At 46.5% G+C, this 25565-nt stretch carries 19 protein-coding genes; 12 read left to right on the top strand and 7 right to left on the bottom strand.

Translation table 11 applies throughout. The features are described from left to right. Positions 1-120: 120 nt before the first annotated feature. Positions 121-855 (bottom strand): DUF3379 domain-containing protein, encoded by a 735-nt coding sequence (locus GXP65_RS15050; protein ID WP_162093156.1) that lies wholly within the window; start codon positions 853-855, stop codon positions 121-123. Beyond that, positions 848-1441 (bottom strand): sigma-70 family RNA polymerase sigma factor, encoded by a 594-nt coding sequence (locus tag GXP65_RS15045; RefSeq protein WP_077262342.1) that lies wholly within the window; start codon positions 1439-1441, stop codon positions 848-850. Before GXP65_RS15045 ends, GXP65_RS15050 begins: the two co-directional genes overlap by 8 nt. Before the next feature lie 613 nt (positions 1442-2054). Between GXP65_RS15045 and fadI the strand changes: the two genes are divergently transcribed. Both fadI and fadJ read left to right on the top strand, forming a co-directional pair. After that, positions 2055-3362, top strand: a complete 1308-nt coding sequence (gene fadI, locus GXP65_RS15040) for an acetyl-CoA C-acyltransferase FadI (RefSeq protein WP_005433092.1) — start codon at positions 2055-2057, stop codon at positions 3360-3362. Continuing rightward, positions 3362-5476 (top strand): fatty acid oxidation complex subunit alpha FadJ, encoded by a 2115-nt coding sequence (gene fadJ / locus GXP65_RS15035; protein WP_162093155.1) that lies wholly within the window; start codon positions 3362-3364, stop codon positions 5474-5476. The genes fadI and fadJ overlap by 1 nt, the downstream gene beginning before the upstream one ends. 67 nt (positions 5477-5543) lie before the next feature. Here the strand turns inward: fadJ and GXP65_RS15030 are convergent, their stop codons facing one another. Together GXP65_RS15030 and GXP65_RS15025 are read right to left on the bottom strand one after the other, a co-directional pair. Beyond that, positions 5544-5798: a hypothetical protein gene (locus tag GXP65_RS15030; RefSeq protein WP_005433107.1), complete on the bottom strand. Its 255-nt coding sequence runs from the start codon at positions 5796-5798 to the stop codon at positions 5544-5546. 99 nt (positions 5799-5897) lie between these two features. Continuing rightward, positions 5898-8675 carry an insulinase family protein gene (locus GXP65_RS15025; RefSeq protein ID WP_162093154.1) on the bottom strand — a complete coding sequence of 926 codons (2778 nt, stop codon included), beginning with the start codon at positions 8673-8675 and terminating at the stop codon, positions 5898-5900. A gap of 377 nt (positions 8676-9052) precedes the next feature. Here GXP65_RS15025 and sixA point away from each other — a divergent pair, with 377 nt between their 5' ends. Next, positions 9053-9517 (top strand): phosphohistidine phosphatase SixA, encoded by a 465-nt coding sequence (gene sixA, locus GXP65_RS15020; RefSeq protein ID WP_162093153.1) that lies wholly within the window; start codon positions 9053-9055, stop codon positions 9515-9517. Positions 9518-9620: 103 nt separating this feature from the next. Here sixA and smrB read toward each other — a convergent pair whose 3' ends face one another. Continuing rightward, positions 9621-10151, bottom strand: coding sequence for an endonuclease SmrB (gene smrB / locus GXP65_RS15015; protein WP_005433105.1), 531 nt, complete (start codon positions 10149-10151; stop codon positions 9621-9623). A 61-nt stretch (positions 10152-10212) separates the two neighbouring features. On the opposite strand from smrB, the gene prmB reads away from it, so the two are divergent. Together prmB and aroC are read left to right on the top strand one after the other, a co-directional pair. After that, entirely contained in the window at positions 10213-11145 is a 933-nt protein-coding gene (gene prmB / locus GXP65_RS15010; RefSeq protein WP_005433096.1) for a 50S ribosomal protein L3 N(5)-glutamine methyltransferase, read from the top strand. A 221-nt stretch (positions 11146-11366) separates the two neighbouring features. Then, positions 11367-12452, top strand: a complete 1086-nt coding sequence (gene aroC, locus GXP65_RS15005) for a chorismate synthase (RefSeq protein WP_005433120.1) — start codon at positions 11367-11369, stop codon at positions 12450-12452. Positions 12453-12537: 85 nt separating this feature from the next. Here the strand turns inward: aroC and GXP65_RS15000 are convergent, their stop codons facing one another. Continuing rightward, positions 12538-13161, bottom strand: coding sequence for a trimeric intracellular cation channel family protein (locus GXP65_RS15000; RefSeq protein ID WP_005433103.1), 624 nt, complete (start codon positions 13159-13161; stop codon positions 12538-12540). Between the two features lie 329 nt (positions 13162-13490). Between GXP65_RS15000 and GXP65_RS14995 the strand changes: the two genes are divergently transcribed. The 3 genes from GXP65_RS14995 (at position 13491) to GXP65_RS14985 (ending at position 15002) form a co-directional block, all read left to right on the top strand. After that, entirely contained in the window at positions 13491-14021 is a 531-nt protein-coding gene (locus GXP65_RS14995) for an elongation factor P hydroxylase (RefSeq protein ID WP_038893052.1), read from the top strand. Positions 14022-14036: 15 nt separating this feature from the next. Next, positions 14037-14300 (top strand): YfcL family protein, encoded by a 264-nt coding sequence (locus GXP65_RS14990; RefSeq protein ID WP_005433127.1) that lies wholly within the window; start codon positions 14037-14039, stop codon positions 14298-14300. Between the two features lie 177 nt (positions 14301-14477). After that, positions 14478-15002, top strand: a complete 525-nt coding sequence (locus GXP65_RS14985; RefSeq protein ID WP_162093152.1) for an NADPH-dependent FMN reductase — start codon at positions 14478-14480, stop codon at positions 15000-15002. 328 nt (positions 15003-15330) lie between these two features. On the opposite strand, the gene mnmC is transcribed toward GXP65_RS14985, so the two are convergent. Beyond that, positions 15331-17349, bottom strand: coding sequence for a bifunctional tRNA (5-methylaminomethyl-2-thiouridine)(34)-methyltransferase MnmD/FAD-dependent 5-carboxymethylaminomethyl-2-thiouridine(34) oxidoreductase MnmC (mnmC, locus tag GXP65_RS14980; protein WP_162093151.1), 2019 nt, complete (start codon positions 17347-17349; stop codon positions 15331-15333). 128 nt (positions 17350-17477) lie between these two features. On the opposite strand from mnmC, the gene fabB reads away from it, so the two are divergent. The 4 genes from fabB to GXP65_RS14960 all read left to right on the top strand — a co-directional run bounded on the left by fabB (position 17478) and on the right by GXP65_RS14960 (position 25538). Continuing rightward, the gene (fabB, locus tag GXP65_RS14975; RefSeq protein WP_005433116.1) at positions 17478-18689 is read left to right on the top strand and encodes a beta-ketoacyl-ACP synthase I; all 1212 of its coding nucleotides are present in this window, start codon (positions 17478-17480) and stop codon (positions 18687-18689) included. Positions 18690-19016: 327 nt separating this feature from the next. After that, entirely contained in the window at positions 19017-20150 is a 1134-nt protein-coding gene (locus tag GXP65_RS14970) for a 4-phosphoerythronate dehydrogenase (protein WP_077262511.1), read from the top strand. After that, entirely contained in the window at positions 20147-21160 is a 1014-nt protein-coding gene (locus tag GXP65_RS14965) for an aspartate-semialdehyde dehydrogenase (protein WP_005433088.1), read from the top strand. Before GXP65_RS14970 ends, GXP65_RS14965 begins: the two co-directional genes overlap by 4 nt. 199 nt (positions 21161-21359) lie before the next feature. Next, a complete protein-coding gene (locus tag GXP65_RS14960) occupies positions 21360-25538 on the top strand; it encodes a FimV/HubP family polar landmark protein (protein WP_162093150.1) in 4179 nt (1392 codons plus the stop codon). The last annotated feature ends 27 nt before the right edge of the window (positions 25539-25565 follow it).

Here is a 25565-nt window from a genome sequence, read left to right as displayed (position 1 = left end):
TTTGACTCTAAAGTAAATAATTGGTGTGAATGGTTTTTGTTTTATACATAAACAAAAAGCCGCTAAATTTCGAAATTTAGCGGCTTTTTACTGTGCAGTTGCGTGCTTTCGATGAAGTTACTACATTGGCTCCATCATTGGCGCTAATTTCGCTGCGATAGCATCGATATCTTCGCCGTTGCTACCAACAAGAATCATGCTGGCTTTGCCCACCGGTTTCACTACACCACTCATACCATCTTTATCAAAGTCTACTTTCTGGTCGCTCTTCACATCAGTCACAAACATGGTGACTTTGCCTTCTTTGCCTTGGAAGACGATATGAAGCGCATTATTCGACTCACCAAAACCACAATGGTTTAGGTAGTAGACGTGATATGGGAAATCACCGTTTAGCTGATAGTGGAAAGGCATCATTTTCGCATTGACTTGCTTATTCGAAACATCTTCATCGATGTTGCGAACGAACGGCTCTTCCGCCACGACGTGTTTCATTGCGGTGTCTGCGAGGCTTGCTTGCGCTGGAGAAACAATAACGTTACCCCAGTTAATTTGACCTACGAGTAGACCCGCAGTAAATGCAACTGATGCTGCTAACGCCATCGCTTTGCGAGCAAAGTTCGGTCGTACGACTTTCTCGTCATCTAGCGCACTCGATGTCTGGTTAAACAGAATTTTATCAGCAAGATCTTCAGGCACATCCACATTCATGGCTTGCTTAATCTTAAGGTCGAGATCCAAAACATCATCAGCAAACTTACTGTTAGCGTCGCTCTCAGCTAAAGCTTGCAGAATCTCTTCATCCTTCTGTTTTGGATCCGACAAAATACGACGACGAAATTCTAAATCATCCATTTTTTTGTCCTCTCTGAGTATCTTGAGAATCCAACATCTCTTTTAATTGATTACGTGCACGGAATAGGCGTGTCATTACTGTGTTCTTATTTAGATCAAGAATGCTGCCGATTTCTTCTCCACTGAAACCGCCTACAACTTGAAGAAACAAAGGCTCACGGTATTCAACATCAAGCTTCATGATTTGAGCTTGAAGCCATTCCTGTTGATGATGTGGGTCATCGCTGACTTTAGCATCATTGCCATAGTCATCGATATCAACCAAATCAAATTGTTTACGTTCAAAGCGGCGTGCGTTTTCTCGTCTTAATATAGTAATAAGCCAAGATTTCGCGGCCTTTTCATCTTGAAGACTATCCAGTGACTTCCATGCGCGCAGACAGGTCTCTTGAACCAAATCTTCTGCAATTGCCTTGTCTTTGCATAACCAGTAAGCGTAGCGATACAAATCTCTGTGATAGCCCCGTACAAGAGCTTCGTATTTTCTTTGTCTGTCCATATCAGAGTTGACCGGACTGTTGGAATTTTTCTTTCCAAACATTTTAAATATTGCCACAGGAGCCTCCGTCTTGCTCTGTGAGGTCATGGGTACCGCTTGTATTTATGGTTGTTCTGAGTACACACCATGTAGTTTAGCAGCAGCACAATATACATCTTCTACGATCAAACACTTATTTGAAGTGATGATAATTTGTTCTATATCTTTTTATTCAGGTGTTTTCCTACACTTATTGTTAGGCGATTTGAAGTTATTCGAACTTTGATACGGTTGGAATTCGTAAAATCGCCATAAAATTGATCTATTTCAAAATCTCGTGCAGTGAAGGGGCTATAGTACATCTTGTCATCTAGTTAGTCATTGACGACTAACATGTTGAGCAAGATGACACTTCCTTTTGAAGGCTGACTTTACTTTCTCCTAATCAGGAAACTGATTAATTTTACAATTGGCGTAGGTTAATTGTTTTATAGATATTCCGACCACACAGTTTTGTGTGGTTTTTTTTTGCTTCAATTTTACCTCCCGCACACTTCTCCTCATTTTTACTCACTATAGTTAATCATTCTTAATCGCCGAATAATCAATGAACTAGAGCAATAGATCTACTCGCTTCACGTTTATTTAAACGCATGTTTGATAAATTTAACAAACTGATTACAATGCATCAGGTCAGACCTCTTGTATTTAAGGAGAAACAATGGGCAAGCAGGAAGTGAAAACACGCCACGGTGAACGTGTTGCTATTGTCGCAGGGCTACGAACCCCCTTTGCTCGTCAAAGCACTGAGTTCAGCCAGGTGCCGGCGGTCGATTTAGGCAAAATGGTAGTGAGTGAAATGCTTGCTCGTACAGACATCGACCCGAAACTCATCGAACAAGTGGTATTTGGACAAGTAGTTCAAATGCCAGAAGCGCCAAACATTGCGCGTGAAATCGTACTTGGCACAGGAATGCACATCCATACTGATGCCTACAGCGTAACTCGTGCGTGTGCGACCAGTTTCCAAGCTGCAGTCAACGTCGCAGAGAGCATTATGGCGGGCAGCATTGATGTTGGTATCGCGGGTGGTGCGGATTCTTCATCTGTTCTGCCAATTGGTGTTTCGAAGAAACTTGCCGCTAACTTGCTTGCGCTAAGCAAAACCAAAACGCTGGGTCAAAAGCTCAACATTCTTAAAAAACTCAGCTTCAAAGATTTAATGCCAGTGCCGCCAGCGGTAGCTGAGTACTCGACGGGTCTTTCAATGGGTCAAACTGCTGAGCAAATGGCGAAGTCACACGGCATTACTCGTGCAGAGCAAGATGCTTTGGCGCACCGCTCTCATTCTTTAGCTTCACAAGCTTGGAAAGACGGAAAGATCCAAGACGAGGTGATGACCGCTTTCCCAGAACCTTACAAAAAGTGGATCTCTGAAGATAACAACATTCGTCATGATTCGACATTAGAAGGCTACGCAAAACTGCGTCCGGCTTTCGACCGTCAATACGGCAGCGTAACAGCCGCGAACAGTACGCCATTAACCGATGGTGGTGCTGCCGTGATGTTAATGCGTGAAGGCAAAGCGAAAGAGCTTGGTATGGAAATCCTTGGTTACATCCGCGGTTATGCGTTTTCTGCGATTGGCGTGGAAATGGACATGCTAATGGGACCAACATACGCGACGGCAAAAGTGTTGGAGAACACTGGTCTCGAGCTTTCAGACCTGACGCTTATCGATATGCACGAAGCGTTTGCTGCGCAAGCTCTTGCGAACGTGAAGATGTTTGCTTCTGATAAATTTGCCCAAGAAAACCTAGGTCGTTCGAAAGCGATAGGTGAAATCGACATGGATAAGTTCAACGTCCTTGGTGGTTCCATTGCCTACGGTCACCCATTTGCCGCAACTGGCGCTCGTATGATGACGCAAACACTGCGTGAGCTTAAACGTCGTGGTGGTGGTCTCGCGTTGAATACAGCGTGTGCCGCAGGTGGCCTTGGTGCAGCAATGATTTTGGAGGTTGAGTAATGAGCGAGCAAAAAGCATTTAGTCTAAAGATTGATGAGCAGAACATTGCTTGGCTAGCCATCGATGTGCCAAACGAGAAAATGAACACGCTGCAAGCGGCGTTTGCAGATGAGATGAAAGAAATTTTCGCTCAACTGAAAGACACCAGCGGCGTGAAAGGGATGATTATTCACTCCCTAAAACCAGATAACTTTGTTGCGGGCGCTGACGTTCGTATGCTTGAAGCGTGCACAACGGCGAGTGAAGCGGAAGCATTGGCTAAGCAAGGCCAAGACTTGTTCCAACAGCTATCTGATCTGCCTTATCCGGTTGTCGCTGCGATTCACGGTCCATGTCTAGGTGGCGGCTTAGAGCTTGCTCTTGCGTGTGACTACCGTGTGTGTACTGATTCCGATAAAACGCGTCTTGGTTTGCCTGAAGTGCAACTTGGTTTGTTGCCTGGTTCTGGTGGTACTCAACGTCTTCCGCGTTTGATTGGTCTATTACCTTCGTTGGATTTAATCCTTACAGGTAAACAACTGCGTGCAAAGAAAGCGAAAAAGTTGGGTGTGGTTGACGCATGTGTGCCAGAGACTGTCTTACTCGATGTCGCGAAGATGCATCTCGAAAAAGGCAAGAAGAAAGGTAAACAAAAGCAATCGACAAAAGAGAAGTTGATGTCGGGCAGCGGTTTAGGTCGTAAGTTTGTGTTTGAGCAAGCCGCGAAGAAAACCAATGAAAAGACCCGTGGTAACTACCCAGCAACGGTTGCTATTTTAGAAGTGATCCAGCATGGCCTTGAAAAGGGATTTGCGCAAGGTCAAGAGCTTGAAGCGAAGCGCTTTGGCGAACTGGTGATGAGCTCGGAATCTAAAGCATTGCGCTCTATCTTCTTTGCCACCACTGAAATGAAGAAAGAAAACGGTGCAGAAGCAGACCCAGCTACAGTCAATAAAGTTGGCGTGTTGGGTGGCGGTTTAATGGGGGCGGGCATCAGCCATGTTTCTGTTGCGAAGGCGAAAGTGCCAGTACGTATTAAAGACGTCAGCAATGATGGCGTGCTTAACGCGTTGAACTACAACTACAAGTTGTTCGAAAAGCAGCGTAAGCGCCGTATTATCTCTAAAGCGGGCCTGCAATCGAATATGCTGCAACTGTCTGGTGGCATTGACTTCACAAGCTTCAATCATATTGATGTGGTTATTGAAGCGGTGTTTGAAGATCTTGACCTTAAACAGACGATGGTTGCAGATATTGAAGCGAACGCAAAACCAGAGACCATCTTTGCGACCAACACGTCTTCGCTGCCAATTCACAAAATTGCAGAAAAAGCAGAGCGTCCAGAAAAAATCGTTGGTCTGCATTACTTCAGCCCCGTGGAGAAAATGCCACTGGTGGAAGTGATTCCTCATGAAACTACGTCAGAAGCGACCATTTCTACCGTTGTTGCACTAGCGAAGAAGCAAGGCAAGACACCAATCGTCGTGAAAGATAAAGCAGGCTTCTATGTAAACCGCATTCTTGCGCCTTACATGAACGAAGCTGCACACATCTTGCTAGCAAATGAGCCGATCGAACAACTTGATGGTGCTCTGCTTGACTTCGGTTTCCCAGTGGGTCCAATTACTTTATTGGATGAAGTTGGTGTTGATATTGGTGCTAAGATCATGCCGATCTTGGTTAACGAATTGGGCGAGCGATTCAAAGGTCCAGACGTATTCGACACACTACTGAACGATGGCCGCAAAGGTCGTAAGACTGGTAAAGGCTTCTATACCTACAAAGGTAAGAAGAAAGAGGTCGATAAGTCAGTTTATAAGCTATTGAACCTGACACCAGAATCCAAGCTAAGCGACAATGACATTGCACTGCGTTGTGTGCTACCAATGCTAAACGAGGCGGTTCGCTGTTTAGATGACGGTATTATCCGTTCTCCACGCGATGGTGATATCGGTGCGATCTTTGGTATAGGCTTCCCACCATTCTTAGGCGGTCCATTCCGTTACATGGATCAATTCGGTTTGAAAGAACTGGTTGAGAAAATGAACGAGTTTGCATCGAAATACGGTGATCGTTACGCACCGTGTGATGGTTTGTTAACTCGAGCTGGCGAAGGTCGTAACTTCTACGATTAACGGCTAGCGCTAAAAATAGAAAGGCTTGCATCATGCAAGCCTTTTTTGTAATCGAGGTTACAAGACATTATTTCTTTTTGTCTTTTTTGCCCTTGTCATGGCCTTTGCCAGGGTTGTCGTCCCCATGGACGCTTGCGTTACCTTTGTGGTCTTTATCATGCTTACCTGATGAACAGTCATCAGATTTGATTGATACGTTATCACCACTAAGGCGCAAACAGTCCTCACTTAGCTCGAAGTCGTCACCTTTAATTGTAATATCTGCATATGCTGCAGGAGCAAGTGGCATCAGTACAGCAGCAAGTAAAAGTAGCTTTTTCATATTGTCCCCGTGTTTACGTATGTTTATTGAACGACGCTATTACAGCATAAGCTAAATTAGTATTTTTACCATTTGGCGCCATTTTTTTGGTTATGTCTCTTATCCGAGACCGAAATCTTTCGGGCGCAACTGAAACTCTTCAATCGACCCAATTTCTAAACCAAGGTTGATACGCGGCGCGTCTTCATGAGCGATACCTTGCGAATGCATCACCAAACGATTGGCAGTGCGAGGTTTTAGTTCATTGACCACAAAACGGATCATGTCGGTACGGGTCAACTCTTTAAGCTCTTCCAACACTTTTTCACGCTGGTTAAAGTCGGTGTCTTTGTTACCAATTGCTACCCATAGGCGCTGCGCTCGACCGCGTAATGTCGTATCAGGCGTTGCAATTTGGTTCCATAATCCGCGCTTGCTGCTGTGCCATTGGTATTCGTTAAGCTCCAACAACACCATATAAAACGCATTCAAGAACTCATCGATTGAGGTAACCAATTCAGCTGGCGCCGCGTTTGGTGACTGCACATAAAGCACAATCCCCGGATGGCGGTTAAGCGGCATATTCCCCGTTCCCACCATGTAGCCAAGCTGTTGTTTAGTTCGGATCTCATGGAAGAAGGTTGCCGACATTAAGTGGTTCGCCAAGGAATAAAGCGCAATGTTACGCGGCGAGATGTCTTCACATTGGTGATAAATCACCACCGCTGAATCTTGTTGGTTACAGTTCACTTCGCGTTGGAAACTGCCATTTTCACCCAGCATGACGAGTGGGCGAAGTGCCTCTTCGTAACGCTGCTCTTTCACACGCAATGCGTCTTTTAATGTGGTTGCCATGTCATGAGCTTGCTGACGTTGCCAGTCGCCATACACAAACATCTCAACATGCAACTCGGCAAGAATCGATTCAACAAACACAGACAGCTCATCCACCTCAATCTCTTCCAATGCTTCAACCAGCGTTGCAAAAGGTGGATTGTTAGGTTGGAGCAAACCTGTCAGTGCATTAAAAAGCTGCGAAATTGGGCGATCTTGAGATGAATTGCGCCAATTACGAAGAAGCTGCTGTTTAATGGTTTCAAATCGTTCTGGGTTGAACTCACGTGCTGCAAAGCGATGCAGAATCATTTCTAAAAGCTGAGGTAACTTCTGGCTAAAGCCCGATAATGTAAGCGTGACGCCGCCTTGGTGAGCATACATGTTGTAACCCATCCCCGCGATTTCCGCTTGATAGGTTTCTTTGGCTAGAGAATCGAGGAACATCTCGACACATAGGCGCGTTTTCACAATGTTTTTCGGCGATGCAACGGCGTGTGAACTGTCGATAGCGACGTAAACGACACCTTTCGGCACTCTGAACTCATCATCTTGCAGGTGCCATAGTCGGAAACCTTCGAGATCTTCAACCAATTCTGGCAACGACCCGCCGTTTTCAAATGGTCTTGGGTCGAGGTCATAACAAATGTATGGGTTCTTTTCTGGCAGAACGAATTGCCAACTCGGATCAATTTGATGATAGAAGCGACGCTGGTTTTCACTAAACGGGATGACTGAGTAAGGCGTGAAGTACCACTCTGCGGTTCGGTTGTATTCTAAACCTTGTGCAATCAATGTGATGCGAACATTTTCAACCGAAAGGTACTGCAACAATGAACGTTGAAGCTCTTCATCGTAGCCTGCCATTTTGTAGTCACCATAAACCGTGTCTTCCGGTTGATAGTGCTGCATGTTGATCACCAGATGACTGACCAAATCCATTGGGCGTGATGGCTCTTGGAAGCGGAAAGCCGATTCTAATACCGCTTGTTTTTCCAAGTATCGCCATTCATCCATGCCATCTTGTTTGATCATGGTGAGGTACTGGAATACCGCTTGAACGATGTCATCGACATGATCCAAACCGTTTGGTGTCAAGGTGCAACTTACTGTGAAGTCGCGGTAGTTGCTGCCGCTCGCCCCGCCACCTGCAGAGAGGGAAGTAATCCAGCCTTTCTCTTTGAGTTGAAGCATTAAACTGCCTTCACCTTCGTAGCCCAACAGGTGAGCAAAGTAGGAGAGAGGCTTCACGCTGTAGTGTGCGTCCATTCCCCGCATTGGGAACGTGAGGATCAGTTTACGGAACTCTTTGATTGGTTCGACTTGGACCAAAATACTAGTGCTATCTTCGCTGCCAATAGGGACATCAATCGATTTGCCGCGCAGTTGGTGGTTTGGAATGTCGGCAAACATGGCCTCTACCCAAGCTTGCTGCTCATCGAGAGATTGTGGACCAAACAAAGTCAGCGTCATCAAATCAGCGGAATACTGTGAGTGATGAAACTCAACAATTTCGTCGCGAATCGATTTGCCTTCGCGGTCACCAAGCGTATCCAAATTGCCGACAGAGAATTTAGAAAACGGGTGCTCTGGGTTGATGACTTCTTTGTTGACTTGATACAGACGGCGAGAATCGTCATTCAATTTGAGCTTGTATTCGGAGTCGACCGCTTGGCGTTCTTTGTCTAACGCTTCTTCGTTAAACAGTGGTGCGGTAAAGAATTGGCTGAAGCGATCAAGTGCGCTCTCAAAGGCGGTTGGTGTGACATCGAAGAAGAAACAGGTGTGCTCGGTGCCCGTCCAAGCGTTGTTGGTGCCACCATGTTGACTAATATAACTTTGAAACTCGCCCACTTTAGGGTATTTTTCCGTACCCAAAAAAAGCATGTGTTCTAGATAGTGTGCCAGACCTTGACGATCCATCGGATCATCGAAGTGTCCAACGTTTACTGCTAGGGCTGCTGCCGACTGTTGAGCCATGTCGGAATGAATCAGCAACACGCGCAGTGCATTACTCAATGTAATGTAGCGGTATTGATTTGAATCGTTTGGACTTAGGTGCACGATGCGTCTCCAGATTTCGCATTACAGTAATTATGATCCCCGAGCGGGGAGGCGCAAAGTTTGCGCTTCGACAAATACTGCTTGCCGCATTTTTGTTATTCGTAAGAGTACTGCATAAGCCCATCAGCAAATTGCTATGGGGTTCGAGCTATTTGAAGGAATGCACTGAGTTCATAACTTCATCGTAGAATGTGATGAACTGAGTATATTCTTTTTAATAGATTGTTAAGAAAGTCGCTATCTTTAGCAAGCGAATTGGTATAATGAACCGATAATTATATCAGTATTTTTGTTTCGACATTATTAAAGTTAGCCCGCTATCCGTATAAAGATAGCAGTCAACCTTTTGGTAGCGTTAGCTATCCCTAGGAAATAACATGAAAATATTTATCTTGCGTCACGGTGAAGCAGAGCATTTTGCGAACACCGACGCAGAAAGACAACTGACCCCAAGAGGCAGAACTGAATCGGAAGCAGTTGCCCGAGCATGTAAAGAGCAAGGTTTTGCTCAATTCGACAAGGTACTGGTGAGCCCGTACATTCGAGCGCAGCAAACTTGGCAAGAAATCAGCGCACACTTTTCGGCGAAAAGTATCGAAACGTGTGAAGACATCACGCCTTACGGTCAATCCGACCAAGTGTTTGATTTCGCTAATGCGTTGATTGAAGTTGAGAAGCTTGAATCTTTTTTGTTTGTGTCGCACTTGCCGCTGGTGGGATACCTGACCTCGGAATTTGTGAAAGACATAACGCCGCCAATGTTCCCGACATCTGGCTTGGTGTGCATTGAGTTTGACCCGCAAACACAACGCGGTGAAGTGCTTTGGCATATCACGCCATAGAACAATAGTTCTCGGGATGATGGCTCGAGAAAAACAAAAAGGCAGGGTTAACCTGCCTTTGTCGTTCTTGCGCGTCAGCGAAATACTTTTCGGAGTCGGTGGGTTATTTCTCAGGAATAGAAAGCAGCACCAGTAGGGCACCATCGCCGCCAAACTCTAGAGGCGCTTGGTGGAATGCCATTACGTCTGGATGTTGAGCTAACCAAAGCGGCGCTTTCTGCTTCAGAATGTGCTTACCGATGCCGTGTTGTACACACGCACAGTGGATTTCGTTTTTCACGCAGTACGCGATCATCGCACCGAGTTCTCGCTTGGCTTCTTGCTGTGTCATGCCGTGCATGTCTAGGAAGACGTCAGGCACGTACACGCCACGACGAAGACGTTTCACTTCATAAGTGGACACATCATCACGCGCGTAGCGAGTTGGTCCATCCGCATTTAGGAGCGGGACAAACTCATCGGAAAAGTAAAATTCAGAATCACTCGCTTCACGGTTTGAGCGTGTGATTTCTTTTTGCTTAGTATTTTTTTTTGGTTGCTGGATTATGGTATCCTGTCGTAACTTTTTTACGCCCTGTACTGCATCCTTAAACAAGGCGAAATCGTCATCGTGTTCGGTGTCTTTTTTGCTCATTAGGTAAACAATTTCATTTTTACAATTTATGGCAGTATTGTAGCGCTTTTCGGAGGCAATTTTGGATAAGATTTTTGTAGAAGAGGCGGTATCGGAGCTCCATACCCTTCAAGATATGATTCGTTGGACGGTAAGCCGCTTTAACGCCGCTAACCTGTTTTACGGTCATGGCACTGATAATGCGTGGGATGAAGCGGTTCAGCTTATCCTGCCAACATTATACTTGCCGATTGATGTGCCTCCGCACGTATTGAACTCTCGCCTTACGACAAGCGAGCGTCTGCGTATTGTTGAGCGTGTAGTAAAACGCATCAACGAGCGTACACCAACTGCATACCTAACCAACAAAGCGTGGTTCTGTGGTCTTGAGTTTTTCGTTGATGAGCGTGTACTTGTGCCGCGTTCTCCAATCGGTGAATTGATTCAAGCGGAATTCCAGCCTTGGTTGGTGGAAGAGCCTACACGCATTATGGACCTATGTACGGGTTCTGGTTGTATCGCGATTGCTTGTGCGCACGCTTTCCCTGAAGCAGAAGTTGACGCGATCGATATCTCAACTGACGCACTTCAAGTTGCAGAGCAAAACGTACAAGATCACGGCATGGAGCAACAAGTGTTCCCAATCCGCTCTGACTTGTTCCGCGACCTTCCAAAAGAGAAGTACAACCTGATCGTGTCTAACCCACCTTACGTGGACGAAGAAGACATGAACAGCCTACCAGACGAGTTCACGCACGAGCCTGAACTAGGTCTTGCTGCAGGTACTGACGGTCTAAAACTGGTTCGTCGTATTCTTGCTAACGCACCAGACTACCTAACAGACGATGGTATTCTTGTGTGTGAAGTCGGTAACTCAATGGTTCACATGATGGAACAGTACCCACAAATTCCATTCACTTGGATTGAGTTCGAGAACGGTGGTCACGGCGTATTCATGCTAACGCGTGACCAGCTGGTTGAGTGTGCAGAAGAGTTCAAACTGTACAAAGACTAAGTCAGTCGAAACAAACGAGTTGATCAAATAATGAAAACACCGAGCCCAGTGCTCGGTGTTTTTTTATCCGCTTCGCACTGAGCTTGCAAAATTTCGGCTGTTTTGTTTTTTCCACCAAATCGGGCTTTACATCAAAACGTAATACCGCCACTATGATTCCACGAAGAATTGAAAAGCAGTTGCGCTCATGGAGAGCGTGGCGACAAGAACTTGAGGAAGTAATGGCAGGAAACAGTATCGGACAACATTTCCGAGTAACGACATTCGGAGAAAGTCACGGTATCGCACTAGGATGTATCGTAGACGGATGCCCTCCAGGTTTGGAAATCACTGAGGCAGATCTGCAAACGGATCTCGACCGTCGCCGTCCTGGCACATCACGTTACACTACCCAACGTCGTGAACCGGACGAAGTAAAAATTCTTTCTGGCGTATTTGAAGGTCAAACTACAGGCACTTCAATTGGTCTGATGATTGAGAACACAGACCAGCGTTCTAAAGACTACTCAGACATCAAAGACAAGTTCCGTCCTGGACACGCTGATTACACTTACCACCAAAAATACGGTGTGCGCGATTATCGAGGTGGCGGCCGTTCGTCTGCTCGTGAAACGGCAATGCGTGTGGCGGCTGGTGCAATCGCTAAGAAATACCTGAAAGACGAGTTCGGTGTCGAAATCCGCGCTTACTTGTCACAAATGGGTGACGTTTCAATCGATAAAGTGGATTGGAATGAAATCGAAAACAACGCGTTCTTCTGCCCAGATGCAGACAAAGTCGAAGCGTTTGATCAGCTTATCCGTGACCTGAAAAAAGAAGGCGACTCTATTGGCGCTAAAATTCAGGTTGTGGCAACGAATGTACCTGTTGGTCTTGGTGAGCCTGTATTTGATCGTTTGGATGCAGACATTGCGCATGCGCTAATGAGCATCAATGCGGTGAAAGGCGTTGAAATCGGCGACGGTTTTGATGTGGTAAACCAAAAAGGCAGCGAGCACCGTGATACGCTTTCTCCAGAAGGCTTCGGTAGCAACCACGCAGGCGGCATTCTTGGCGGTATCTCTACCGGTCAAGAGATTGTTGCAAACATTGCGCTTAAGCCAACGTCAAGCATTACGGTTCCGGGTGAAACCATCACTAAAGAAGGTGAGCCAACTCAGTTGATCACTAAAGGTCGTCACGACCCATGTGTAGGTATCCGCGCTGTGCCTATTGCAGAAGCGATGCTGGCTATTGTCGTGATGGATCATTTGTTACGCCACCGTGGTCAAAACCATGGCGTACAAACCGAGACTCCAAAGATTTAAGTTTGAAACGTAAATCGATAGATACACAAAAGGCAGCTCAATGAGCTGCCTTTTTTAATTGGGTTTCAATTTGTTTCGCATTCAATTAGTGAATTGAACCTTCCGTTTCCAAGTGGAATGAAGGTAAGCGCCATTTGAAGCGTACTGCAGCCATACGCAGCATGTAACCAGTAATCAGAGTGACAATCGTCGCGGTTACATCTGGTACGTTGAACTCAAGTAACGCTAGGTATAAACCAGATGCAATAAGTGCTACTGAGGCGTAAAGCTCTTCATGCAGCACAAGCGGCGTTTGGCGACAAATCAAATCGCGTAGCAGGCCACCAAATACACCAGTGACTAGCGCAGACACCATACAAATGCCAGGGTGTAGGCCCATACCAATTGCTACCTTGGTGCCGATAATGCTAAATACGATCAAGCCAAGTGCATCTAAACGAATGAATAGACCTTTCAGCTTAATTACCCACTTCGCCAAGCCAGTTGTCAGTACACCCGCAACGCATGTGATTGCTAGGAATTCAGGGTTCTTTACCCAGCCTAGAGGGTAGTGACCTAAAAGAATATCGCGCACCGTACCACCGCCAATTGCCGTTGCACTGGCTACCAACATAACACCAAACCAATCCATTTTTCTTCGACCAGCACTCAACGCACCAGTCATGGCTTCAGCCGTGATACCAATGATATACAACACACTTAGCAGCATAAGGGGACACTCAAATAAAAGGGCGCTGTCTTAGTCCTTGAGATTAAGGAAAACAGCAGCAAAACTTACCAAAAAGATTCAAGCCTTGAGGAAGGGGCTTAAACCCTAAAAGAATCTCGCTTTAAGTGGCGTTGATGTCGCCATCATTAAGCTTAAAAATAAGGCGTGAGTGTAGTGGGAAATGTGATCTGTGACGAATGAGAAATAGTATGGAGAAAGCGACTTTCAGATAAATCCAGCTAATAACCAAACTTGTTGTGTGGCTTTACCTGTTGAATAAAAACAGCGACAATGCGCACCGCATATCAATTTGAAGTACAGAATCGATGATGAACCACGAATATCAAGACCTTATCGCCATCTTCAACGACACGTTTCTTGAAACTTTTAATACCAAGTTGGAGCTTGGTGGTGATGAGCCAATTTATTTACCAGCAGACCAAGAGCATCCGCATCATCGGATTATTTTTGCTCGTGGTTTCTATGCGTCAGCGCTGCACGAGATTGCCCATTGGTGTGTAGCAGGACCAGAACGTCGTTTGCTGGAAGATTTTGGTTACTGGTATGAACCTGACGGTCGTACAGCCGAGGTTCAAGCTGAGTTTGAAAAAGTGGAAATTCGCCCTCAAGCGTATGAGTGGATTCTAGCGAAAAGTGCTGACTTCCCTTTTAACGTCAGTTGTGACAATCTACACGGCGATTTTGAACCAGATCGTCTTGGTTTCATGCACAAAGTGCACAATGAAGTAATGGGTATTCTAGAAAACGGTCTTCCGCCTCGCGTGAAAATGCTATCGGATGCGTTGTGTGCCTTTTACCAAACCAAGCCGCTGGAAACGTCTGACTTTATCGTTAAATAACCTCAGAGAAGCTCCATGATTATTGAATTTGAAGAAAAACTACTAGAACTGATTGATGCTCGCATTGAAACGGCATCGGATGATGAATTGTTTGCTGGTGGTTATTTGCGTGGTCACATTTCTCTGTCTGCTGCAGCGTGTGAAGAAGAAGGCATTAACGATGTGACTGAGCTGAAGTCTCGCATTGAAAACAGCCTTGAAGAAGCGCGTTCAGAATTGACGCCTGCCGATCGTGTGATCGTGAGCGATCTATGGCAAGAGCTTCAAGCGCAAGCTTAAGTCTCATTCAGTTATATATGCTTCGATTGGCAGCTCTAAGTTTCTGGTTGAAGCAATAGAGAGTTGAAATAAACTCCTTCGAAATTTTCGAATCTCTCCTTAAAATTTTTGTGGTTGTGGCACTTGGGCTCACCTTTTACTCTAGTGAGTACAAAACGTGAACAAAGGATTACAACCATGAAAATTATCGCATTTGGCGCTTCTACTAGCTCTACCTCTATCAATAAAACCCTCGCGACTTACGCTGCCAACCTTGTTGAAGGTGCAGACGTGCAAGTATTAGATCTTAACCGCTATGATGTTCCTTTGTTCAGTGAAGACAAAGAGAAAGAAATTGGTCAGGCGGAAGGCGCAAAATCTTTTCTTGCTGACATCGCAACAGCGGATGCTTTGGTGATTTCTTTTGCTGAGCATAACGGCTCTTACCCAGCGGCTTACAAAAATCTGTTCGATTGGGCGACACGCATCGAGCGCAACGTATTCCAAAACAAACCAGCGGTGTACTTAGCGACTTCACCTGGCCCTGGTGGCGCACAAACGGTTCTCGCTGCGGCAACAGGCTCTGCGCCTTATTTTGGTGCTGAAGTGAAAGCATCGCTATCTGTTCCAAGCTTCTACGATAACTTTGATTTGGAAACGGGTCAGTTCCGTAATGCGGAAATTGCCGAGCAAGTGAAAGCGGCTGTGGCGACATTGAATTAAAAACTGGTAACCCCCTCTAACTCCCCCTTGGAAAGGGGGAGGACTAATGCGGAGCTAAGAACTTGTTCTTCACTTGTTCAAAATGAGGCGAGAAGTGGTTGTTTGTTCTCAGAGCTACCCCCTCTAACTCCCCCTTAGAAAGGGGGAGGACTATGCGGAGTTCATAACTTGTTTTTCCACTTTTCAAGACGAGACAAAGAGGGGGGGACTCAGAACAACCCTCACGAGCTCAGCCTTGGAAAGAGGGAAGACGAATGTGGGGCTAAGAACTTGTTCCTCCCCTTTTTAAGGGGAGGCTAGGAGGGGTTCTTTGCGTATTCGAAACACGTTACAGCTCAGTAATCGCCTTACCTTTACGCAGTTTTCTAACCCACATACGGCTAGGGTGCAGCTCGGTCAGTACATCAACAGGCAGTGGTAATGGGTCACCACAGATTTGTGATGCCAACACTTCGGCCATTAGGGGCGCTGAGCTCAAACCACGAGAGCCTAAACCTAGGAAACAGAATAGGTTAGGGAACTGGTGAATCGCGTCAACGTCTTGCTCTTGTTGATTTTGCAGATCCGCATATTGCGTTTTGATGGTTTCAAAGTCGCCTACGTTTCCTACAAACGGAAGGTGGTCACGGCTAACACAGCGAATACCTTGGCGTGATAAGTTGCCAGAGGTATCCACTTCTTTCGTCCAAGCTTGGTTCGGTAGACACTGCACCAACTTCTCGGCGTTGTCTTTTTGAGCTTCCTCGTCAAACTCGTAGTCTAGGTGACTGCGGTCGTAACTTGCACCGATGCACAAGTGCTGATTATTCGGGTTAACAGGTGTCATGTAACCGTCGTAACACAATACTGTTTTCAGCTTAGACAGCGTTTCAGTTGCAGGGGCGTGGCTAACTTGACCTTTTACCTGACCCATTGGTAGATCGGCAGTTTGGCTTAATGTTTGGAATTCACTGCCGTTAGCAACCACTAAGGTTGAGTGCTCAAAGCTTTGACCGTTCGCTTTCAATGTCCAAAGCTGACGCGCTTCATCCCAATCTAGTGACTTGACCTGATGCTCGAACTTCGCTTCAAAAAGTTCTGTTTTTTCCAGTTCAGCAATCAAACCACGAGTGAGTTCAGCGGGGCATAACCAGCCACCAAGAGGGTAGTGGACCGATGCCATATCGATCGGCAAGCCAATCTTCTCTGCCGTCTCTTCAGCAGATAGCTTGTGAATCAACTCTGGCGTGAAATTACCTGCGAGCATTTTCTCTAACTTGTCTGCGGATTTGTCATCCCACATTAACTGAGTAATGCCACACCAATCGTGATCGAATTGGATATCTTGCGCTGCTTGGTCAACAAACTGACGGGCAAACAAAAAGCCCGGAGCGAACACGCGTGAAACGCCTTTGTGTGGACCATTTAACAATGGGTATACAGCACCTTGTCGATTGCCCGACGCGCCTTCTGCGGGTTGAGCGTCTTTGCAGTAAAGCGTGACATTCTGACCGCGGCGAACCAGCGTTTTAGCCAGAGCTGCACTGGCGATGCCGCCACCAATAATCGCTATGGAATCATGATTGGTCGATGCTGTGCGGTTGAACCAAGGTAGGTGGTTTGAATGCGCTTCACGTTGCTCCATCGAACCTGCGATCATTTCACGCTTGGTGCCGAAGCCTTTGACTTTCTTCATTGCAAAGCCCGCTTCGTTTAAGCCGCGGCGCACAAAGCCCGCAGCCGTGAAGGTTGCGACCGTACAATCCTGTTTCGCCAATTTTGCCATGCCGTTGAATAGGTTTTGATTCCACATCTCTGGGTTTTTGCTTGGTGCAAACCCGTCTAAGAACCAAGCATCAATCAAGCCTTGCTCAGCATAAGGAACAAGCGGCATGCAGTCTTTGATATCGCCAAACCATAGATCGAGCGTGATAGCGCCGTCTTCTAAAACAATGCGATGACACTCAGGCACAGCGGCTGGGTAGTGCTGTTGCAGCTTTTCGGCAAACTCTGCCAATTCTGGCCAAGATTGATGTGCTTTTTCTAAATCAGCTTTGCTAAGTGGGTACTTCTCAAAACTAACGAAATGCAATTCTTTTAGCGTTGCCTCTGGATATTCGCGACGAAATTCGGTAAACCATTGCCACACGGCTAAGAAGTTCAACCCTGTGCCAAATCCGGTTTCACCAATAACAAAACGTCTTTGGTCAAATTCCTGCCATCTTTCTGGTAGATGATTTTGTTTGAGGAACACGTAACGCGTCTCTTCGAGACCGTTTACGTTGGAGAAATAAACATCATCAAATTGGTCAGAAACCGGTGTACCAGCTTCGTTCCAACCAAGTTCTGCGTTTTTAATCGAAGTCATAATGGTGCAAATATGTGATTTGGCGCGGTTAGAATTCGGCGATTGTACGAATTTCTGGGAAAGCTGACCACTTTTGTTGACTATCTTGGTTATTATCTAGCGGATTTTTGAATTATAGGAATGTCATAATGAAACGAGTCGTAATCACCGGTATGGGTATTGTTTCAAGTATCGGTAACAACGTCGAAGAAGTTCTAGCGTCTCTTAAAGCGGGCAAATCTGGCATCACTGCGTCTGAGCAGTTTAAAGAAAACGGTCTGCGTTCGCAGGTATGGGGTGATCTGAAAATCAACCCTGCAGAATTTATTGACCGTAAGCAGATGCGCTTTATGGGTGATGCGGCTGCTTATGCATACCTATCAATGCAGCAGGCAATTGAAGACGCTGGTCTATCTGAAGAACAAGTTTCAAACGATCGTACAGGTATCGTTGCTGGTTCTGGTGGTGCTTCTGCATTAAACCAAACAGTAGCAACTGACACGATGCGTGCGAAAGGCGTAAAACGCGTAGGTCCTTACATGGTTCCACGTACTATGTCTTCAACAGTATCAGCGTGTCTTGCAACACCATTTAAGATTCGTGGTGTGAACTACTCAATGAGCTCAGCTTGTGCAACGTCTGCACACTGTATCGGTCACGCGATGGAGCTTATCCAACTTGGTAAACAAGACATCGTATTTGCAGGTGGTGGTGAAGAGCTAGATTGGTCTCAAACCATGATGTTTGATGCAATGGGCGCACTATCTACTAAGTACAACGAAACGCCAGAAAAAGCATCTCGTACTTACGATGCAGATCGTGACGGTTTCGTAATCTCTGGTGGCGGCGGCATGCTGGTTATCGAAGAACTAGAGCACGCTCTAGCTCGTGGCGCGAAAATCTACGGCGAAATCGTAGGTTACGGCGCGACTTCTGATGGCTACGACATGGTAGCACCATCTGGTGAAGGCGCAGTTCGTTGTATGAAGATGGCAATGCAAGATGTTGACGCTATCGACTACATCAACACACACGGCACTTCTACTCCTGTAGGTGACGTGAAGGAGCTAGGCGCTATCCAAGAGCTATTCGGCGACAACAGCCCTGCGATTTCTGCTACAAAAGCAATGACAGGTCACGCACTAGGTGCAGCTGGCGTTCACGAAGCGATTTACTCAACGCTAATGCTAGACAACAACTTCATTGCGCCAAGTGTGAACATCTCTAACTTGGATGAAGCAGCACAAGGTCTAGACATCGTAACGGAAGCTCGTGACGCTGAGCTAACGACTGTTATGTCAAACAGCTTTGGTTTTGGTGGTACAAACGCAACATTGGTAATCAAAAAGTACCAAGCGTAAGCGACCCAAAGCTAACTGAATTTGTTGGTCGGAATATCACTGTGATTTCCCAAGCGGCGTAAACGGACCAACAAACCAGTTTCCAGAGCTTGATCAGTCAAACTGATCGAACAGACGCAGACTCTATCCCAAGGAGAGCGGGATAGGATCCTTTTGTTCTGGAACTTTGCCCGGCTAATTTAGCCGGGCTTTTTCTTTTCTGAAACCTGCTTTTGAAAGTCACTTGGGTATAGTTGTTGAGATTTTTCAAGAAAAGGGCACAATCGCTTTAGCTTCGCATCTTGCGAATAAACGAACTCATACAAATGGATGTTAAACGCTGGCGCTATGAAAATTATTGTTGATGAAAATATGCCGTACGCTGAAGAGCTATTCAGCCAACTCGGTGAAGTGATTCTAAAACCCGGTCGTACACTGACAGCCGATGATTTAGTGGATGTAGATGCACTAATGATTCGCTCGGTTACTAAAGTAAATGCAGAACTGATCAGCAAAGCAAACAAGCTGAAGTTCGTGGGTACGGCGACGGCGGGCATGGATCATGTCGACCAAACGTTGATGCAAGAGAAAGGTATTTTCTTCACCGCTGCGCCAGGTTGTAACAAAGTTGGCGTTGCTGAGTATGCGTTCAGCGTCATGATGGTGCTAGCGCAACAACAAGGCTTCTCAGTTTTCGATAAAACCGTTGGTATCATCGGTGCGGGCCAAGTGGGTAGTTACCTTGAAAAATGTTTGAAAGGCATGGGCATCAAGGTGCTTATCAATGACCCATTCAAACAAGAAGAGGGCGATTCTCGCAGTTTCACTCCGCTAGCAGAGCTCATCGAACGTTCTGACATCATCACGCTGCACACACCTATCACTAAAGATGGCCCACACCCAACGCATCATTTGATTGATGAGAAGGTGTTAAATGGTCTTCGTAGCGATCAAATTCTTATCAATGCGGCACGCGGTCCAGTTGTGGACAACCAAGCGCTGAAGCAACGTTTACTGAAAAACGACGGCTTTACAGCGGCACTCGACGTATTTGAATTTGAACCAGAGGTTGATATGGAGCTTCTGCCTCTGCTAGCATTCGCAACCCCTCACGTTGCAGGCTATGGTCTGGAAGGGAAAGCTCGCGGTACGACGATGATTTTCAACAGCTACTGTGAGTTCTTAAATAACGAATTACGTGCGCATGCCAGCGATTTACTGCCAACCGCGCCTGTCCCTACTATGGTATTGGACAGAGCATGGGATGAAGCAACGCTGCACAACATCACGCAGTTAATCTATGATGTGCGTAAAGATGACGCTCTTTTCCGCCGCGAAATCAGTAAGCCAGGTTCTTTTGACCTGATGCGTAAAAACTACTGGGATCGCCGCGAGTACAGCGCTGTCACGCTAGTGGGCAACGAAACATGCAATCTTGCGCCATTAGCAGAACTAGGTTTTCAGGTTGAGGTAAGTCAATGAGCCAGCAATACAATGTTGCCGTATTAGGTGCGACCGGTGCGGTCGGTGAAACAATTTTGGAAGTGCTTCAAGAGCGCAAATTCCCAGTAGGCGAAATCTTCCTGTTGGCAAGTGAACGCAGTGAAGGTAAGACTTACCGCTTCAATGGTAAAACAATTCGCGTACAAAACGTGGAAGAGTTTGATTGGTCACAAGCGCACATCGCTCTGTTCTCTGCTGGTGGTGAACTGTCAGCGAAATGGGCACCAATCGCAGCAGACGAAGGCGTTATCGTTATCGACAATACGTCACACTTCCGTTACGAGTACGACATTCCTCTTGTTGTGCCAGAAGTAAACCCAGAAGCGATTGCAGAGTTCCGTAACCGTAACATCATTGCGAACCCGAACTGTTCAACCATCCAAATGCTGGTGGCACTAAAGCCTATTCACGATGCAGTAGGTATTGAGCGTATTAACGTATCAACGTACCAATCGGTTTCTGGTGCAGGTAAAGCGGGTATTGATGAGCTAGCAGGTCAAACAGCGAAGCTGCTAAACGGTCTGCCAGCCGACAAGAAGCAATTCTCTCAACAGATCGCGTTTAACTGTATTCCACAAATCGATCAGATGATGGAAAACGGCTACACCAAAGAAGAAATGAAAATGGTGTGGGAAACGCAAAAGATCTTTAACGACCCATCAATCACCGTAAACCCAACTTGTGTGCGCGTGCCAGTATTCTACGGCCACGCAGAAGCACTTCACGTTGAAACGCGTTCACCAATCGATGCACAAGAAGTCGTTAACTTGCTTGAGCAAACTGACGGTATCGAAGTATTCCACGGTGAAGACTTCCCAACACAAGTTCGCGATGCGGGCGGTAAAGACCACGTAATGGTAGGTCGTATCCGTAACGATATCAGCCATCACAGCGGCGTAAACCTATGGGTTGTTGCAGATAACGTACGTAAAGGCGCAGCAACTAACGCGGTTCAAATCGCAGAAGTTCTGATCCGCGACTACTACTAAGTCGACATCGCTAAGAACCTTTAAGCCTCGCACTATGCGGGGCTTTTTTGTTCGAACGGCGTAAAATTGTGTGAGATTAGTACGAATATGGTGAGAGCCACACATTTTTTGCCCTCAACGCTATAGTTTTGCGTGCTTTATCCGATATATTTAACCGATCACCATTTCAAATTGTTACTAGCACCTAACTGAGCCTTCTATGCGTCAAAATTATAAGCGTTTGTTAGCAGCCCTTGTGCTGATGAGCGCGACTCAGACATCGTCAGCGGTTCAAGCCGAAGGTATTCGTCTTGTAGGACCCTCTGGTGAAGTGCAAGCGTCTCCAAGCTATGCTGAGGAGATTGAACGAGCGTTGCCCGCTCCACCTAAAAATGACCAACCGTCGCGTTTCTTCGGTCCAACTGGTCAAAACGAGACTCTCTGGTCGATTGCTTCTGAATTGCGACCATCTCGAAATGTTTCTGTACAACAAACGCTACTCGCCATTTACCGTATCAACCCTCAAGCGTTTGATAACCAAAATATCCATGAATTGATCCCTGGTAGTCGTCTTCGCGTGCCTTCTCTTGACCAGGTTCAAAGTGCGACGACAGAGCAAGCCGTCGCGATCATGAAAGCGCACGAAGCTCGCTTAACTCAACCGAAGCCAAAGCAACCAGTAAAACCAAAAGTTGAGCAACCAAAGCCTGTTACTGAAGTTGCAAAACCTGAACCAAAACCAGAAACGGTTAAGCCAGAATTACCAAAACCGCAACCGATTAAAGTGGTTGAGCCAACAACACCGGTTCCAGCGGTGACCACATCACCTGAGGGTGAGAAGCAGATCAGCGAGCTAAAAGACAAGCTGCAAGGTTCGCACAGTGAGTTAGAGTCACTGGAAGAGAAGAACCATCGTCTGCGTTTGATGCTTTCTGAGGTACAAAGCGAAGTTGAAACGCTAAAAACGTCGTTGAATGACGAAGAGCGTATTCGCTCAGAAGTAGAAAAACTGTTGGCTGAGGAGCGTCAGCGTGTTGCTGAACAACAACGTATGCAGCCAAGTACGATGGATAAAATCCTATCGAATGGTTGGCTTGTCGGTCTTGCGGCATTAATCCCAGGTGCGCTAATCGCTTTACTCGTTGTCATGCTACTTGGCCGTCGTTCTAAGGCGAAAGAGGAAGAAGCGGCTACGCAAGAACAGCAAAACGTTGATCCTCTCGCTGCGCCTATTGGTCTAGCTTCTGCGGATGAGCTAGACGAAGAGCTAAGCCTTGATGACGATCTGTTTGGCGATGACGACGAAACAGAAAACCTATTTGGGCAAGAAGAACAGCAACCTGAAGAAGAAGACGTTTTCGGTAACCTAGATGACGATGACCTCGACTTCAACCTAGAGGGTGATGATGGCGAAGATCCATTTGCTGGTATCGGCGATGATGGTGAACTAGACGTTGGTTTCGATGAATTCGATTCTTCTAGCAACGGCATCAAGGTCAACGGTGAAGAAAAAGCCCTTGGTCTTGAAGAGATGGAACGTGCGCTTGATGAAGTCACGCCAGAGCTGGAAGTGTTGGATGACGATGATGATGCAGGCTTCGATCTTTCTGACGAAGACGGTTCGGATGCATTGTCTGATGATGCTTTCGCAGAATTGCTTGCCGCAGATGAGCCAGCAGAAGCGCTACAAAATGATGCCGTCGACCAAGCTATGCTGGATGACCTATTCGCCGATCTTGATGGTGATGATCTCAACTTAGACGTTGAAGATGACAAGTCAGCGGTGTCTGAGAGTGCGTTCTCAGCAGGTGAAGCGACAGACGATGACATCGATAAACTGCTAGCACAATACGAGCAGCCAACATCAGGCGAATCAGATGAGGATGTGTTTGATGAACTTGAAGCACTTTCTGGACTAACAGAAAACGACTCAAATGAAGAGGACGCATCGGCGTTACTTGATGAATTGATCGGTGAAGACGATGGCGAGTCACTTAACGAACTCGATCCCCTTCAAGAGCTGGAAGATATCGCGGGTTTAAGTGAAGAACCAACCATTGATGAAGACAGCACGGACTTACTTGATGAGTTAATTGGCTTCGAAGATGAAGACTCCACCGATGATGACTTTGACCCGCTTGATGAGCTAGAAAAGCTGTCGGGATTTGATGGTGACGATACTCTAGAAGACATTGATGAAAACAGTGTTGACCTGTTGGACGAGCTGCTCAGCGACGAGAGCGTTGAAGAAGAGCAGAACGAAACAAGCAGTGAAATCGACCCATTTGATGAATTGATTCGTGAAGATGACGAGACAGAGCAAACAGCGGCTACACAGAGCGATGACGATCTTCTCGCTTCGCTAGGTTTTGATGATTTAGAGCCAGCAGTAGAGGAAGTACTGCCTCAATCTCAACCAGTGATGGAGGCTGAGCCTGTTGTTGATCTCGAAGATGAAAAGGCTGCGCTGGGTTTAGACTCTGGTTTGGATATCGATGCGTTATTGAGTGAAAATCAGCCAGAGGCTGAAACACAATCGTTAGAACAAGCATCAAACGACGAACTTGACTCAGAAGCAGCCGAATCTATTGCCGACTTTGATAGCAACGATTTCCTTGGTGATCTAGAAGACGCGTCGCCTGAGCATGATCCGTTAATGACGGAACTGGATGAGCTATTCGAAAGTAACAATGAAGCTCTGTTACCAAGTGAACAAGAGCGTTCAGACTTCGCAGCAGAACTGGATGCTTTGATCGGTGAAGAAGCATCAGAAACGGACACTGAAGAGCATTTACCTGAGCTGCCTGAAGCATTAGCGCCACAAGAAGAAACGATCGTAGAACCGGACGCAGAACCAGAACCAGCTCCAGCGTTCACGCCAACACCAAATACGGTTGAAAACGAATTTGGAATTCCTCAAGAAGAGGATTGGCTGGTTGATGAGATCGAATCTGAGAGCAAAGTTGAACAAGAGCCGGTGGCGGCAAGCTCAACTGATGCTGATGTTGACGAAGAAGAGTTCAACTTCGATGAGTTAGAGCTTCCAGAGTTTAACGAAGAAGACGCATTAGCTTCGATGGCCGATGAGCCTGCGCTAGCTGAATCTGAAACCGTTGAGCCTGAAGCATCAGTTGCGGAAGCAGAAGAAGAGTTCAACTTCGATGAGTTAGAGCTTCCAGAGTTTAACGAAGAAGACGCATTAGCTTCGATGGCCGATGAGCCTGCGCTAGCTGAATCTGAAACCGTTGAGCCTGAAGCATCAGTTGCGGAAGCAGAAGAAGAGTTCAACTTCGATGAGTTAGAGCTTCCAGAGTTCAACGAAGAAGACGCATTAGCTTCAATGGCCGAAGAGCCTACGCTTGCGGAATCTGAAACCGCTGGGCCTGCAGCGCCAGTTGCGGAAGCCGAAGAAGAGTTCAACTTCGACGAGTTAGAGCTGCCAGAATTCAACGAAGAAGATGCATTGGCTTCAATGGGCGATGAGCCAGCGCTTGCGGAATCTGAAATCAGTGAGCCTCAAACGCCAGTTGCGGAAGCAGAAGAAGAGTTCAACTTCGATGATTTCGAACTACCAGAGTTCAATGAAGAAGACGCTTTGGCATCAGTGACAGAAGAGGTAGCAAGTTCTGACTCTGACACTGTTGAACCTGAGGTTGTTAAAGAGCACTCAGAAGTCTCTCAAGCTGTACAACAAGCAGAGAATGACCATGACGCTCTGTTTGAAGTCTTCGCGCAACCAGAAGCTTTCAGTGCCGATTTAGAGCCTGAGCCGAGCAATGACCTAGAGTCGGAATTAAATGACTTTGAAGAGTCTGCGATGGCGAACTTGTTGTCTGAAAACGCGGAATCGGAAGTATTTGATGGCAAGTTAGACAGCGACACCATTGCAAGTGCAGGTATGGACTTTGAAACCATGCTGGATGTTGGTGACGATTGGGATGGCTTTAAGCTGTCGCCAGAAAACACCTCGTCAACGGCAGAGGTTCCAGAAGACCAGCGTGAAGTATGGAGTTCATCAGAAGCACTGGCACAGCCAGAGATCGCGCAAGAAAACTGGGGTGAGCAAGACGACCTAACCGATTTTGATCCGAAGAAAAATCAATTCATGACCATTGATGAGTTGATGGCTCAGGTAGACAAAGACGGTGGTGAGTTTGAAGAGCAAGAGCTTAAACTTGACGTGGGTTTGAATGAGTTCCCGGATGTGATTGGCGATATTGGTGATGTCGACGTAGATACCAATGCAGAAGCCGCAGGTAAGCTGGATCTCGCAAAAATCTACCTTGAAATGAACGATCCTCAAGGTGCGATTAAACTGTTAGAGGAAGCTATCGTCTACGGGGAAGATGATATTCGCCGAGAGGCTAAGAGTCTCATCGATACGATTAACGGTCGATAAGTAAAAAGGGGTAGCAAACGCTGCCCT

Origin of the sequence: Vibrio sp. LB10LO1, assembly GCF_010092875.1 — a bacterium.
In the GTDB taxonomy this organism is placed as follows: Bacteria; Pseudomonadota; Gammaproteobacteria; order Enterobacterales; family Vibrionaceae; genus Vibrio; species Vibrio campbellii.
The sequence above is the reverse complement of the archived record's forward strand: the minus strand, read 5'-3'. Positions and strand labels throughout refer to the sequence as shown.

What these genes read in the sequence shown, in the direction of transcription:
- GXP65_RS14995 (WP_038893052.1), top strand. Translation starts at nt 13,491, where the DNA reads ATGAACCACGAATATCAAGACCTTATCGCCATCTTCAACGACACGTTT.
- fabB (WP_005433116.1), top strand. Translation starts at nt 17,478, where the DNA reads ATGAAACGAGTCGTAATCACCGGTATGGGTATTGTTTCAAGTATCGGT.
- fadJ (WP_162093155.1), top strand. Translation starts at nt 3,362, where the DNA reads ATGAGCGAGCAAAAAGCATTTAGTCTAAAGATTGATGAGCAGAACATT.
- GXP65_RS14960 (WP_162093150.1), top strand. Translation starts at nt 21,360, where the DNA reads ATGCGTCAAAATTATAAGCGTTTGTTAGCAGCCCTTGTGCTGATGAGC.
- fadI (WP_005433092.1), top strand. Translation starts at nt 2,055, where the DNA reads ATGGGCAAGCAGGAAGTGAAAACACGCCACGGTGAACGTGTTGCTATT.
- GXP65_RS14965 (WP_005433088.1), top strand. Translation starts at nt 20,147, where the DNA reads ATGAGCCAGCAATACAATGTTGCCGTATTAGGTGCGACCGGTGCGGTC.
- GXP65_RS15030 (WP_005433107.1), bottom strand. Translation starts at nt 5,798, where the DNA reads ATGAAAAAGCTACTTTTACTTGCTGCTGTACTGATGCCACTTGCTCCT.
- GXP65_RS14990 (WP_005433127.1), top strand. Translation starts at nt 14,037, where the DNA reads ATGATTATTGAATTTGAAGAAAAACTACTAGAACTGATTGATGCTCGC.
- GXP65_RS14970 (WP_077262511.1), top strand. Translation starts at nt 19,017, where the DNA reads ATGAAAATTATTGTTGATGAAAATATGCCGTACGCTGAAGAGCTATTC.
- GXP65_RS15045 (WP_077262342.1), bottom strand. Translation starts at nt 1,441, where the DNA reads ATGACCTCACAGAGCAAGACGGAGGCTCCTGTGGCAATATTTAAAATG.
- smrB (WP_005433105.1), bottom strand. Translation starts at nt 10,151, where the DNA reads ATGAGCAAAAAAGACACCGAACACGATGACGATTTCGCCTTGTTTAAG.
- sixA (WP_162093153.1), top strand. Translation starts at nt 9,053, where the DNA reads ATGAAAATATTTATCTTGCGTCACGGTGAAGCAGAGCATTTTGCGAAC.
- aroC (WP_005433120.1), top strand. Translation starts at nt 11,367, where the DNA reads ATGGCAGGAAACAGTATCGGACAACATTTCCGAGTAACGACATTCGGA.
- GXP65_RS15000 (WP_005433103.1), bottom strand. Translation starts at nt 13,161, where the DNA reads ATGCTGCTAAGTGTGTTGTATATCATTGGTATCACGGCTGAAGCCATG.
- GXP65_RS15050 (WP_162093156.1), bottom strand. Translation starts at nt 855, where the DNA reads ATGGATGATTTAGAATTTCGTCGTCGTATTTTGTCGGATCCAAAACAG.
- GXP65_RS14985 (WP_162093152.1), top strand. Translation starts at nt 14,478, where the DNA reads ATGAAAATTATCGCATTTGGCGCTTCTACTAGCTCTACCTCTATCAAT.
- mnmC (WP_162093151.1), bottom strand. Translation starts at nt 17,349, where the DNA reads ATGACTTCGATTAAAAACGCAGAACTTGGTTGGAACGAAGCTGGTACA.